The 12,447-nt window shown below is 65.2% G+C and carries 11 protein-coding genes; 3 read left to right on the forward strand and 8 right to left on the reverse strand.

The features are described 5' to 3' along the window. Nucleotides 1-14 precede the first annotated feature (14 nt). From SBI20_RS02560 to SBI20_RS02580, 5 genes are read right to left on the reverse strand one after another with little or no spacing between them, the layout of a single operon-like run. Entirely contained in the window at nucleotides 15-878 is an 864-nt protein-coding gene (locus tag SBI20_RS02560) for an urea amidolyase associated protein UAAP1 (protein ID WP_317973571.1), read from the reverse strand. Continuing rightward, nucleotides 875-1,354, reverse strand: a complete 480-nt coding sequence (locus tag SBI20_RS02565; RefSeq protein ID WP_317973572.1) for a CopG family ribbon-helix-helix protein — start codon at nucleotides 1,352-1,354, stop codon at nucleotides 875-877. The genes SBI20_RS02560 and SBI20_RS02565 overlap by 4 nt, the downstream gene beginning before the upstream one ends. 14 nt (nucleotides 1,355-1,368) lie before the next feature. Next, the gene (locus SBI20_RS02570) at nucleotides 1,369-2,184 is read right to left on the reverse strand and encodes an ABC transporter ATP-binding protein (RefSeq protein WP_317973573.1); all 816 of its coding nucleotides are present in this window, start codon (nucleotides 2,182-2,184) and stop codon (nucleotides 1,369-1,371) included. Then, a complete protein-coding gene (locus tag SBI20_RS02575) occupies nucleotides 2,181-2,996 on the reverse strand; it encodes an ABC transporter permease (RefSeq protein ID WP_317973574.1) in 816 nt (271 codons plus the stop codon). Before SBI20_RS02575 ends, SBI20_RS02570 begins: the two co-directional genes overlap by 4 nt. Nucleotides 2,997-3,050: 54 nt before the next feature. Continuing rightward, nucleotides 3,051-4,145 carry a putative urea ABC transporter substrate-binding protein gene (locus SBI20_RS02580; protein WP_317973575.1) on the reverse strand — a complete coding sequence of 365 codons (1,095 nt, stop codon included), beginning with the start codon at nucleotides 4,143-4,145 and terminating at the stop codon, nucleotides 3,051-3,053. Nucleotides 4,146-4,989: 844 nt separating this feature from the next. Between SBI20_RS02580 and SBI20_RS02585 the strand changes: the two genes are divergently transcribed. The 3 genes from SBI20_RS02585 to SBI20_RS02595 all read left to right on the forward strand — a co-directional run bounded on the left by SBI20_RS02585 (nucleotide 4,990) and on the right by SBI20_RS02595 (nucleotide 10,121). Next, on the forward strand, nucleotides 4,990-7,431 hold the full coding sequence (locus SBI20_RS02585; RefSeq protein ID WP_317973576.1) for a TonB-dependent receptor: 2,442 nt from the start codon (nucleotides 4,990-4,992) through the stop codon (nucleotides 7,429-7,431). Nucleotides 7,432-7,642: 211 nt separating this feature from the next. Further along, nucleotides 7,643-8,509, forward strand: coding sequence for a sterol desaturase family protein (locus SBI20_RS02590; protein WP_317973577.1), 867 nt, complete (start codon nucleotides 7,643-7,645; stop codon nucleotides 8,507-8,509). A 163-nt stretch (nucleotides 8,510-8,672) separates the two neighbouring features. Continuing rightward, nucleotides 8,673-10,121: a tetratricopeptide repeat-containing sulfotransferase family protein gene (locus SBI20_RS02595; protein ID WP_317973578.1), complete on the forward strand. Its 1,449-nt coding sequence runs from the start codon at nucleotides 8,673-8,675 to the stop codon at nucleotides 10,119-10,121. Between the two features lie 32 nt (nucleotides 10,122-10,153). On the opposite strand, the gene SBI20_RS02600 is transcribed toward SBI20_RS02595, so the two are convergent. The 3 genes from SBI20_RS02600 to SBI20_RS02610 form a co-directional block, all read right to left on the reverse strand. Continuing rightward, complete coding sequence (locus SBI20_RS02600; RefSeq protein ID WP_317973579.1) at nucleotides 10,154-11,032, reverse strand: 3'-5' exonuclease; 879 nt, start codon at nucleotides 11,030-11,032, stop codon at nucleotides 10,154-10,156. Nucleotides 11,033-11,181: 149 nt separating this feature from the next. Continuing rightward, nucleotides 11,182-11,526: a hypothetical protein gene (locus SBI20_RS02605; RefSeq protein WP_317973580.1), complete on the reverse strand. Its 345-nt coding sequence runs from the start codon at nucleotides 11,524-11,526 to the stop codon at nucleotides 11,182-11,184. Between the two features lie 118 nt (nucleotides 11,527-11,644). Next, nucleotides 11,645-12,343, reverse strand: coding sequence for a pirin family protein (locus SBI20_RS02610; protein WP_317973581.1), 699 nt, complete (start codon nucleotides 12,341-12,343; stop codon nucleotides 11,645-11,647). Nucleotides 12,344-12,447 lie beyond the last annotated feature (104 nt).

The raw sequence follows: 12,447 nt of genomic DNA on the forward strand, positions 1-12,447 counted from the left end.
TGGCCCCTACCTTTTCAGCGGCGGAAGTAGTCTTCGACATTGAGGAAGGCGCGCAGGCCTTCGGGCGTCGCGTTGCGCACGGGATCGTCCTGCCCGGTCACGGCCCCGCGCCATGCAGTGGCGCGCAGCGGGGTCGCGGTATAGGCGGGGCGGGGATCGAGTACGTGGGGCACGTTGGCGATCACCACGATCACGTCCATCTCCGCGCGCAGCACCACTTCGCGGCCCGGCTCATAAGGGCCGACCAGCGGGGTGATCGTGCCGTCGGTTTCGATCCGGGTACCCTTGAACAGGTTGATGCACGGGTGCACGTCGCGGCGACCCAGCCCATGCTTGGCCGCGCCCAGCAGGAAACGGTCCCGGCCATTGGGAAAGGCGCCGCTGTTGCGCCCTTCGCCATATTTGGCAAGGTTGGTGGCCGCGTTCGAGGTGCCCGCAAAACAGTCGTGGGTGGCGGCGCCATCTTCGACCAGGCTCATCAGCACGCGGCCCATGTCCGAAAGCAGGAGCTTGCCCGCGCCCAGATAGGCGTTCCACTGGACCTTGACGGTATCGGCCACGTTCAGGCGCTCGGTCGGCATGGCCGCGTTGAACACCTGAAGACCGGCGCAGGCATCGCCCTTGACGTCGATCAGGCGCAGGCGGGTGCCGCGCGCAAGGACGCGGGTGGCATAGCCCCCTGCCGCGATGGTTTCTTCCCAGACGAGATCACCGGCAGCCACGCCCTCGGGCAGGTCGGTGGCGACCGGGGGCAGCACGGGCATCGATTCCACCACGGTTCCCCCCATGGCGCGCGCATGGTCACGCGCGGCCAGCGGGTTGGCCAGCGGGCTGCCGGTGGGGTTTGCAGCGGGAGTTTGGGTGAGCGTGTCGGTCATGCAGCCGCTCCATCAGAGGCGTCCTTGGCCGCATCCTGAACATAGATGGGCGGCAGCAAGGCGGTGGTGGTGACAAGTTCGAGTTGCTGGACGCCGCGCACACGGCGCAGGGCGTCGGAAAGATCCTTGAGGCGGATCGCCGGGCCCTGCACGAGCAGGACTTCGAGCGACTGGTCGTCTTCCAGAAACACATGCTGGGACGAGATCACTTCGATCAGGTAGTCGGCCTGGGTCTGCGCGAGCTGGTGGCGGACCCGTCCGCGATCACCGCGATAGACGAGGGTGATCGTGCCGGCGAGCATCTCGTCGGGGCGGGTGAGCGCCTCGTGCTCGGCCAGGGCATGGCGGATCAGTTCGGCAATCAGCTGCGAGCGCGAGGGAAGCTGGCGCTCCTCGACCATCATGTCGAGCTTGCGGAAGAGGTCCGCGGGCAGGCTCATGCTGAGCCTGGCAAGGCTGGCAGGTTCGCTGCTCATCGTCGGGTCCTTTCTTAGTGCGCTACGGCTTGGGGGTGGGCCTGATCGGGGACAGGCTCCTTTTCGGGCGCGGCATCTTCGGCCCCTTCAAGCCCTTCGGACTCGTCACGCTGGCGCAAGGGCAGGTCGTAGACCACCTTGGCGCCAAAGCGGTGGGGGGCGTGGGGATCGTGCCGCACCTTGTCGATGGCCAGCACGCGGGTTCCGAGCGAGAACGCCTCGCGCAAGTCGTGGGTGACCATCATGATGGTCAGCCCGTGCTCGCGCCACAGGCGGCGCACGAGGGCGTGCATGTCGGCCCTGATGCCCGGATCGAGCGCGCCGAACGGCTCGTCGAGCAGGAGGATGCGCGGGCGCTTGATCAGCGCCTGGGCAAAGGCGAGGCGCTGTTGCATGCCGCCTGAGAGTTCCGCCGGATACTGGTCGAGGCTGTGGCCAAGGCCGACCGCTTCGAGCATCGCGACCGCTTCCTCGCGGGCGGCGCGCCGGGCCGAGCCGAACAGGCGTGCGGTGAGCGGCGCCTTGGCGCATTCGATGCCGAACATCGTGTTCTGAAGCGCGGTCAGGTGCGGAAACACCGAATAGCGCTGGAACACGACGCCCCGGTCAGGCCCGCATTCGCTGGCCAGCGGGGCACCATCGAGCAGGATGCGCCCGCGCGAGGGGGCCTGCTGGCCGAGCACGAGCCGCAAAAGGCTGCTCTTGCCCGCGCCCGAAGGGCCCACGATGGAAACGATCGACTTCTCGGCAATGTCGAGGTTGATCTTTTCGAGGATGATCCGGTCGCCGAATTCGACCCAGATGTCGCGGAAGGAGAGGAGCGCGGTCAATGGCTTGCTCCATGGGCCCAGGGGAAGAGACGCTTGCTGGCCTGATCGAGCGCCACGTCCATGACGATGGCCAAAAGCGCGATCCAGGCCACGTAAGGGATGATCACGTCCATCGAGAGGTAGCGGCGGACCAGAAAGATGCGATAGCCAAGCCCGGTGTCCGAAGCGATCGCCTCGGCCGAGATCAGGAAGACCCAGGCCGGGCCCAGCGCCAGACGCACCGCCTGGAGCAGCCGCGGCATGGCCTGGGGCAGGGCAACGCGGATCATGATCTGCCAGCTGCTCGCGCCCAAGGTCTGGGCCTTGATGATCTGCTCGCGCGGGAGTGCGGCGACATGGTCGGTGATGTCGCGGATCATGACCGGGGCGATACCCACCACGATCAGCGCGACTTTGGCCGTCTCGCCAAGCCCGAGCGCGATGAACAGGATCGGCAGCAGCGCGATCGGCGGGATCACCGCGATGCCCGTCACCAGCGGCCCGAACGTGGCGCGCACCGGCGGCAGCACGCCCAGCACGAGGCCAACCAGCAGGGCCATGATCGTGGCAATGCCCAGCCCCATGCCCAGACGTTCGAGGCTGGCGAGGGTATCGGTCCAGAACAGGAACGTACCCGACAGCGGATCGCGCTGTGCGACGAGTGCGGCCATGCCCTGGATCATCGCGCCGGGCAGCGGCAGGATCTTGTCCGAGGGATTGGCGGCATGACGCTGGGCCGCCATGATCAGGTAGCCGATCACCAGGATCAGGATCGGAATGGCCCCGGCGACCAGACGGTCGTTGCGGCGCATGTTACGGTTGACCCACCGCATGGTGCGTGTTCCCTCGATCAGACTTGCGGACAAACTTGGCCCCGGAAGGGCGGCTCAGAGCTTCCCGTCAGCCGCCATTTTCATGAAGCTGTCGTCGAAGCGCAGCGTGACATGCTGTGCTTCGCCCAGCGTCTTGCCTCCCGGAAAGCTCATGCCGACCGCGTCCGCCGACGAGGCGCCCTTGAACAGCCCCTTCGAGAAGCTGAAATCGCGCACGCGGGTCATCGTGGTGACCAGCGAGGGCGAGCCGGTGGCGGCAACCGCTGCCTTGGGATCGTCGTAGAGGAAGGTCGTCTTGAGCTGGTTGTCGAAGACCTCGGGCGTGGTGCCGGCCAGCTTGGCCATGGCGGCGCGCGCGGCCTTGCCTTGCGCATCCTGACGCTTCATCAGGGCCATGGTTTCATACCAGATGCCTGCCAGCGCCTTGCCCAGATCGGGATTGGCCTTGAGCGTGGCAGTGTCGACCGTCAGCAGATCGAGGATTTCGCCGGGCACCTGGGCCGAGCTGAACACCTGGTTGACCCCCTGCTGGCCCCGCATGACCGAAAGCTGCGGGTTCCAGGCGACAGCGGCCTGCGCATCGGGGCTGGAGAACGCGCCCACGATGTCGGCGTCCGACGTATTCACCGTCTTGACATCGCTGAGCGAAAGGCCCGCCGTGCCCAGCGCCCGTGCCAGAAGATAGTGCGAGACCGACAGCTCGACGAGGTAGACCTGCTTGCCCTTGAGCGCCGCAATCGAATTGGCGCCCTTGAGCAGCACGCCATCGTTGCCGTTCGAATAGTCACCCATGATGATCGCGCTGGTGTCCTTGCCGGCAGCAGCCGGAATGGTCAGCGCATCCATGTTGGTAACCGTCACGCCGTCAAACTTGCCAGCGTTGAACTGGTTCACCGATTCAACATAGTCGTTCACCTGAACGATGTTGATCTTGATGTGGTACTTGTCGGCCCATTTCTTGACGATACCGGCCTGCTGGGCATAGGGCCAGGGCATCCAGCCGGCATAGATCGACCAGCCGATGTTGAATTCGGTCTTCTTCTGGGCCTGTCCGGCGGGAGCCGGCGAGCAGCCTGCCAGCATTGCGGTTCCGGCCAGCATGCCTGCCATCAGGGCAACCTTGCCCGCCTCACCGATCTTCTTGATCATGATTCGCTCCCTGTTCGCAACCGCACCATCGCTGCAATGCGCGGCCTTGTCCATGCAAAAATATTACAAGTTCTGCATTTGGTAATAATAATGCATCTGCAACAGGAGAGCGCCCGCGCCACGCCGGAAAGACGCCGCCTTGTGATCACTGATGGTGGGTTTTCTGGTCGCAAGTCCGCACCTGACGCAGGCATGCTGCGGGGCGACATCTTGCCGTTCTGCTATCGATGGTGCGGCCGAATCGCGAATCAAGCAAGGGGCTTTTGACGGCGCGCGCGAGGGCTTCCTGTGGCAATCCTGCATCGCATGAGGCGCGGGCGATGGCTCTGTCCGGCCCCTGTTTCAGGCAAAAAATGCCTGTTTTTCGCGCTGCACCCACTCGGGCGTCATACTGAATGGCTCATGAATTATTACGCTTGACCGATTATGTAATATCGGTACCGTGGTGGGTGTCGATGTTCAGGGCGACACCAAAACACGAATGAGGAATCCGGCGCAGATGGCCCGTCGCAAGGCGGGGCATCTCGGGCGGAACAAAGTAGAGTTTGACGCAATATCGATGATGCGAACAGTGCGTGATGCACTTTTGCAAACGGGTACTTGCGCCTTTCTCTCGGGATATTTGCTCCTGACTTGACGGAGCAGGTCGTGTCCAGGTGTCGAACGGCAGATCAAAAGGGGGCTGCCGGCCTTTCGGACAAAGCGCGCAGACGTGTCTGCGTACTGGAATGCAATTGACTGGCGAGGTTCGCAAAGAGCCCGCCCTGGCCCGACTGGGCGGGCCCGTGTGAAAACAAAGAGGATGTCTTCGGCAACTGGCTTTTCGAGCGAGGCGAGGGCTGACGTGACCAAACGAACTTTCCGTACCACACTCTATTGCGCGACCATGATGATGGGCTGCGCTTCCGTCCCGGCTTTGGCCCAGACCGCTCCCGATGCTGGCGCTCCCGACGCGAGCGCCGCCGATGCGGGCGGGGAGGGCAACGCCATCGTCGTGACGGCCACCCGCCGTGCCACCACCCTGATGGACACGCCGATCAACATCAGCGCGATCAGTCCGTCCGAACTGGCCCGCCAGCGCATCGACGACGTCAAGGGGCTGGCCGCCTTCACGCCGGGCATGACGGTGGTCGACACCGGGCCGGGGTCGAGCGGCAACATCGTTCTGCGCGGCGTCAATTCGAGCGATTCTTCGGTGAACGGCGCCAATGCCAACTCGGCGGTGGGTGTCTACCTGGGCGAAGTGCCGCTCTACGTCGACTTCAAGCTGCTCGACATCGATCACGTCGAAGTTCTTCAGGGGCCGCAGGGCACCCTCTATGGCCTCGGCACGCTGGCCGGTGCGGTGCGCTACATGCCCAGCCGCCCCGATGCCGAGCACTATTCGGTCGATCTCCACGGGCGCTGGTTCGGGGAATCGCACAGCCGTTCGGCGGGCATCAATGCCGATGGCACGGTGAACATCCCGATCCTCAAGGACCACATCGCGCTGCGCAGCACGGTGGGTTATTATGACAATCCGGGCTTCATCGATTACAACTACCTGCTGCGCCAGCCGGGCGTGTCCGACCCGCAGCCCGGTCGCAGCGCCACGGGCGAGGGCGCTTCGTTCGGCACGCCCGCCCAGCAGGCCGCCAATTTCTATTCCAAGAAGGACGTGAACTACGAACACACCTTCACCACGCGCAACCAGTTGCTGCTTGAGGTAAATCCCGACCTCAAGGCCTACTTCACCTGGGCGCACCAGATCACCAAGACCGGCGGCGCGCAGGCCAATGGCGCGGGCGTGATGGGCACTGGCCGCTACGAGGCACCGTGGCGCTATCTGGAACCCACCAGCCGCAAGTCGGACCTCTATTCAGCCGAAGTCTTCGCCAACCTTGGCCACGTGGCGCAGCTGGTTTCGACCACTGCCTTCACCACGCAGACCAACCACACCCAGCGCGACAACACCGACCTCCTGCTCGACCTCGACTATGGCTATGAAGCCTTCCCCGAGTTCTCGTCGTACAACCGCTCGACGGTCAAGTATCACCAGTTCAACGAGGAACTGCGCCTGGTCTCGACCCATGGCGGGCCGTTCAGCTGGGTGCTCGGCGGCTTCTACAACAACATGCGTTATGGCTCGCAGTATCGCGAATATGTGCCCGGCTATGCGGACTGGGCCGGTATCTACCGTCCCGACAATCTGGAATACATGTCGTTCGTCAACACCCGCATGAAGGAAAAGGCGGTCTACGGCGAAGGCACGTTCCACATCACCAAGGCCTGGCAGGTCACCGGCGGCATCCGCTACTATTCGTACAACGCCTTTGCCGAAGGCGGCACCGACACGCCGCTTCTGTCCGGTGGCCAGCGTCGCACGCCCTATCCGCTGGTCGTGTTCGATCCGAGCCGTATCCGCAGCGGCTCGACCGGCTCGGACGGTGTCGTGTGGAAGGCCAACACCTCGTACAAGTTCAGCCCGAACCTGATGGCCTACTTTACCTACAGCACCGGCTATCGCCCCGGTAACGTGAACCGCGTGGCGCCTTGCGTGCTGCCGCTTCCGCCCGGCCAGAACGTTTGCGCCATGCCCAACGAACTGGCTTACGGCCCCGACAAGACCCGCAACGCGGAACTGGGCATTCGCGGCTCGCTGTTCAACAAGCGCCTCGACTTCACCCTGAGCGGGTATCACATCAACTGGAACGACCTTCAGATCCAGAGCACGACGGTCAACGGGGCGGTGGGCATTACCGTCAACGCGGGCAAGGCCATTTCGCAGGGCATCGACTTCTCGGCCCAGCTCAAGGTTACGGATCGTCTGTCGGTACGCGGCAACTATTCGTACACTGACGCTCACCTGACCCAGGACGTGGCCGATCTCGTCGTCAGCCAGGGCGTTCCCTACAGCGCCTTCTCCGGCGACCGCCTGCCCGGCTCGACCAGGAACTCGGGCGCGGTGGGGGCGACCTACACCTATCCGCTGGCCAATGGCCACGACATCGAGGCGAGCTGGACGACGGCCTTTACCGGCGACATCTACTCGCGCGTGGGCCTGCGCGGCAATGGCGAGGTCATGCCCGCCTACAACACCAGCCGTGCGTCGCTCACCTACCATGGCGGTACGTTCGACGTGAGTGTCTATGCCGACAACATCTTCGACAAGTATGCTGTCACGGCCGTCGAGAACGACAAGTCCTCGTACAACCAGGTCCGCACCGATGTCGTCGAGCGTTACTATGCCTATGGCGTGCTGACGCCGCGCCGGGTCGGCATCGACCTGCGCTTCCACTACAAGTAAGAAACCGCGTGTACCGGCCCGTTGCCTCCTGTCGGTCTGCTTCTGCCCTCGGGCAGGGGCAGGCCGGGGGTGACGGGGCCGGTTTTTTCATGCCCCGCGCGCGCGATGGCCGCGCTTTTCGACAATCAGCCCGCTTTTCGGAGCCCGCTTTCAGGCGCTCCGATCCCGGCGTGAACACGCGACGGGCGCGGATAATAGAGAACGAAGTGTCATGAAACAGCGTCTCATCGGGTTGATCCCGCCTGCCACCCTGCTCGCCGTCGTCCTGTTCTGGGGCTATGCACCCCGGTCGGTGGTCGACAACCCGTGGACGCTCACGATCCTTTCGACCGTGGTCTCGGCCTTCATCCTGGGCCTCGAATGGCTGTTCGAGCGCCACGCGGGCTGGCGCATGAACTGGCGGGAATTTGCCACCGACGTCTTCTATGTCGTGCTGGGTACCATCGTGATCTCGCGCGCGACCGAATTCTTTGCCGAAGCGCCGCTCAAGGCGGCCAAGGCCCATCTGGGGCTGGCAACGCCCTGGCTCGAACACCTGCCGTTTCTGGCCCAGGTCGGCATCATTTTCGCGCTGTTCGAGTTTGGCCAGTACTGGATGCATCGCGGCATGCACAACTGGACCCCGTTGTGGCTGACCCATGCCCCCCATCACCACATCACCCAGCTCAACGCCCTCAAGGGCTATGTCGGCAATCCGCTCGAACTGTTCCTGATCAGCCTGGGGATTATCGCCCTGCTCGATTTCACGCCGGCAGCGATCCTGTGTGCGGCGAGTGTCGGTCAGGTCGTCTCGGGCTTTGCCCATGCCAATGTGCGCGCCGATCCGCCCCCGTTCTATTCGTTCTTCCTCACCACCATCCGCCATCACAGCCTGCACCATTCGACCGACTATGAAAGCACCCGGTGCAACTATGCCAACAGCCTGATCCTGATCGACCGGGTGTTCGGCACGTTCCGCGATGGCGAGGCGACCGTGGTGGGTCAGGACGACTTGCGCCGTCTGTCGATCCGCGAGCAGTTCCTGTTCCCGTTCGTTCCTGTTATCGAGGCCATGCGCAAGCGCCGCCACCACGTCTGACAGGATCCGCGTTCTGACCTCTCTTTCGCCTTCGATCGCGCCTCCTGCGTCCCGCTCCGTCGCCGCGCGTGAGGCGCTTGCGCGGGGCGATCTGGGGGCAACCGCCCGGCTTGCCGCCGCGCTTGTCGCCCGGCCCGAGACTGCCGCCGAGGGGCGTTTCCTGATGGCCATGGCGCAGGCGGGGCAGGGGGCGATCGGTCCGGCGCTGGCCGAACTGGCACAGGCCATCGCACTGGCCCCGCGCGGCGAATATCGCGCCCAACTCGCCCGGCTCCAGATCCTCACCCGTCAGGACGGCGCCGCCGCGCAGACACTGGCCGATGCCGAAACCGACCTGCCCGATGACGCGCTCAGCCGCGATACCATGGGCTGCGTCTATGCCCGGCTCGGCGATCATGCCGCCTCGCTGCCCCACTTTGCCTTTGCCGTCGAAACCGCGCCCGAGGTGAGCGACTATCGCTACAATCTGGCCGCAGCCCTCGGGTTTCTGGGGAAAGTGGACGAAGCCGAAGAGGTGATCGAGGCGCTGCTGGCGCGCGTTCCGGGCGATGCGCGCGCGCATCACCTGCTCGCCGGTCTGCGCAAGGTGAGCCCGCAGGGCAACCATGTCGCCCGCCTTGGGCAGGTTCTGGGGCAGGCGCGCGATCCGCGTGATCGCCTGCTGCTCGGCTATGCGCTGGCCAAGGAGCAGGACGATCTGGGCGAGGGCGGGGCAGCCATGGCGCAACTGCTCGCCACCAATGGTGAATATCGCGCGCGCCTGCCTTATGATTTCGCCACGGTCGATGCCGCCAATTTCGATGCGATCGAGGCGGCCTGGCCGCGTCTTGCCGCCCGGTCTGTCACCGGTGCTTCGGACGAGGCGCCGATTTTCGTGATCGGCATGCCGCGCACGGGGACCACGCTGGTCGATCGCATCCTGTCCTCGCACCCGCAGGTCGAAAGCGCGGGGGAGCTTCAGGCCATGCCGCTGGCGGTCAAGCGCGCGGCGGGTACGCGCACGCGCACCGTGCTCGACCCTGAAACCATCGTGTCGGCGGCATCGGCAGACCTTGCCGCGATCGGGCACGACTATCTGGCCCGCGCCCGCCATCACCGGCGGCGCGAGGGCGCGCGCTTCATCGACAAGTTTCCCGGCAATTTCCAGTATGCGGGCTTCATCGCGCAGGCCCTGCCACAGGCGCGGATCGTCTGCCTGCGCCGCCATCCGATGGACACGGTGCTGTCCAACTTCCGCAATCTCTTTGCGATTTCCTCGCGCTACTACGACTACAGCTACGACCTGATCGACATCGCGCGCTATTACGCCCGCTTCCACCGCCTCATGGCCTTCTGGCAGGAAGCCTTGCCGGGCCGCATCCTCGAAGTTTCCTACGAGGCCCTCGTCGCCGATCAGGAAGGGGAGAGCCGCCGCCTGCTGGCCCATTGCGGGCTGGAGTGGGACGCGGCCTGCCTCGATTTCCACCGCAACGCCGCCCCGGTCTCGACCCCGAGCGCCGCGCAAGTGCGCCGCCCGATCTACCGCGACGCGCTCGCCCGCTGGAAACGCCACGAAGAGGCGCTGGCCCCTGTCGCGGCGTTCTTTGCCGCTGAGGGTATCGCCATCGCTTAAGCCCGGCCAACGCTTAAGTCTGGCCAATTGGGCTAGCGATAGCGCTCCACGGCGGTCAACGGCAGGAAGGCCGGGGCGCCATGCCCGGCATAGACCTGTTCGAGCAGCCAGGTGCGTTCGTCGTCGGCCTCGCTGGCGGGAATGTCCTTGCTCCAGTGGCGCATGGCCGCGTTCCAGCGATAGCCGCGCACCTTGAGGCGGTCCTTGCTCTCGTAGGGAGCGTCTATGGCATTGACGCGGAAGCTGTCCTGTGCCGAGGCTTCGAGCAGATGCGAAAGGACGGTGCGCCCGTCGTCGAGGTCATGGGCCATCAGGTAGAGCACGGCCAGAATGTCGTTCTGCGCGCGGTGCCCTTCGTAGAACCACCCGCATTGCGAGACGAGATGAGCCAGCGCCCGCCCGTCGAAACCGAGCGCCAGCCAGTCCACTTCGGCCATCGTGCAGGCCCAGGCTTTGCCCGCAGCGGCAGGCAGGCGCCTGTCGACGAAGGGGCGGTCGAACCGGGCATTGTGGGCAACGACCAGATCGGCGCTGGCCAGAAGGTCGAGCGCGGCAGGCTCGTCGATGGCCTGATCCTTGAGCACCTCGTCGGTCAGGCCGGTCAGTGCGGTGATCCGGGGATCGAGCGGCACGCCCGGATCCTCGCGCCAGACGCGCGGCGCGCCCACTTGCACGATATGGCCCGCCTCGTCGTAGCGGAAGCGCTGGATGGCCAGTTCGATGATCCGGTCTGTCTCGGCGTCGAGCCCGGTCGTCTCGACGTCGAGAACCACCCCCACGCGCAGCGCGGCATTCTCGCGCGGGCGATGGAACTGGTGAACGGGGCGCAGGCGGCGCAGCACGCGGTAGTCCTCGCTCTGGGCCAGAAAGCGGGCGGCGCGGGCAAATTCGTCGGGGGCGACAACAGTCATGCGAGGGCAGTCATGCGGGAAATCGGGCTCCGGGCCGGGCTTGGAGGGAGAGGGGGCTGGCGGGGACAGGACAAGTGGCCGTCCTTTCCCCCCTGCGCCCGGCCTTGTCCAGTCCACGAGGCCGATTTTGCTGCCGGTGAAAGGTCCGTTTACGCGGCGAAGCGGGCAATCGCCTCGATCTGGGGGGGCGCCAGGCCGAAGCCGTGAAGCTCGCCCACCAGATCCTGCGAGGGATCGATCCCGGCATGGGTGGCGCAGGCAAACCGGCGAACCGCCTCGAGGCGCGGATCGGCCAGCGGCATCGGTGCATTGTCGCCCAGCAGCCAGAGCTTGAACCGGCCCCACCGGCCCCGCTGCGCAGGGGGCGCGGCCATGGCCCGGCACCCGATGGTCTCGGCATCCTGCGTGCCCAGATGAGCCGCCAGCCAGTCCTGGCGCGAGAGCGTGGACGAGCGAGCCGGAGAAGCGGGGAAGGGAGCGGGGGCAGCAGTCATGGCGTCATGGCCTTTGCATGCAGGGGATGGGAGGGGAACGGGAAGAAGCGAGGGTCAGGTGGGCGGCCCCCATGTGGGAAGGCCGCCCGTTCAGGACAAGATGACGCCGAAGCGACTTTTACAGCGTGTCGACCAGAACCACTTCGCTTTCTTCCAGCGCGGTGATGGTGATCGTGTCGACATCGGCAATGGCCAGCCCGTCGCGGGCGTTGGCTTCCACCCCGTTGACCGAAATGCGGCCCGTGGCGGGAACCAGATAGCCCTTGCGCTCGGCGCCCAGCACATAGTCGACGCTCTGCCCGGCCTTCAGGGTCGCGGCCACGAGGCGGGCCTCGGTGCGGATCGGCAGGGCATCCTTGTCTTGCGTATAGCCGCTGGCCAGAACGACCAGTTCGCCCGCACGGTCGGCCTTGGGGAACTGGCGCGCACCCCAGCTGGGCTTTTCACCCCGGCGCGTGGGCATGATCCAGATCTGGAAGATGCGGGTGGTTTCGTCTTCCAGATTGTATTCGGAATGGGTGATGCCGGTGCCCGCGCTCATGACCTGCACGTCGCCCGCCGCGGTGCGGCCCTGGTTGCCCAGATTGTCGCGGTGGGTGATCGCCCCGGCGCGGACATAGGTGATGATCTCCATGTCGGCATGGGGGTGGGGCGGAAAGCCGCTCTTCGAGGCGATGGTGTCGTCGTTCCACACGCGCAGGTTGCCCCAGTGCATGCGCTGCGGGTTGTAGTAGTCGGCGAAAGAGAAGTGATGGGCGGCATCGAGCCAGCCGTGGTTGGCGCGGCCGATACCGGAAAAGGGACGCAGTTCGATCATGATTTGTCTCCTGATGCCGTCTGCAAAGGCTGGGTAAGGGCTTCGTCTGCGGCTGTTGGGGCCAATCTAGGCATTCCCGCTTGCAAAGAAATGGCAATGATGGA

The organism is Novosphingobium sp. IK01, from assembly GCF_033242265.1.
GTDB classification, from domain to species: domain Bacteria; phylum Pseudomonadota; class Alphaproteobacteria; order Sphingomonadales; family Sphingomonadaceae; genus Novosphingobium; species Novosphingobium pituita.

What these genes read in the sequence shown, in the direction of transcription:
- SBI20_RS02590 (WP_317973577.1), top strand. Translation starts at nt 7,643, where the DNA reads ATGAAACAGCGTCTCATCGGGTTGATCCCGCCTGCCACCCTGCTCGCC.
- SBI20_RS02610 (WP_317973581.1), bottom strand. Translation starts at nt 12,343, where the DNA reads ATGATCGAACTGCGTCCCTTTTCCGGTATCGGCCGCGCCAACCACGGC.
- SBI20_RS02605 (WP_317973580.1), bottom strand. Translation starts at nt 11,526, where the DNA reads ATGACTGCTGCCCCCGCTCCCTTCCCCGCTTCTCCGGCTCGCTCGTCC.
- SBI20_RS02600 (WP_317973579.1), bottom strand. Translation starts at nt 11,032, where the DNA reads ATGACTGTTGTCGCCCCCGACGAATTTGCCCGCGCCGCCCGCTTTCTG.
- SBI20_RS02560 (WP_317973571.1), bottom strand. Translation starts at nt 878, where the DNA reads ATGACCGACACGCTCACCCAAACTCCCGCTGCAAACCCCACCGGCAGC.
- SBI20_RS02580 (WP_317973575.1), bottom strand. Translation starts at nt 4,145, where the DNA reads ATGATCAAGAAGATCGGTGAGGCGGGCAAGGTTGCCCTGATGGCAGGC.
- SBI20_RS02595 (WP_317973578.1), top strand. Translation starts at nt 8,673, where the DNA reads ATGGCCATGGCGCAGGCGGGGCAGGGGGCGATCGGTCCGGCGCTGGCC.
- SBI20_RS02575 (WP_317973574.1), bottom strand. Translation starts at nt 2,996, where the DNA reads ATGCGGTGGGTCAACCGTAACATGCGCCGCAACGACCGTCTGGTCGCC.
- SBI20_RS02565 (WP_317973572.1), bottom strand. Translation starts at nt 1,354, where the DNA reads ATGAGCAGCGAACCTGCCAGCCTTGCCAGGCTCAGCATGAGCCTGCCC.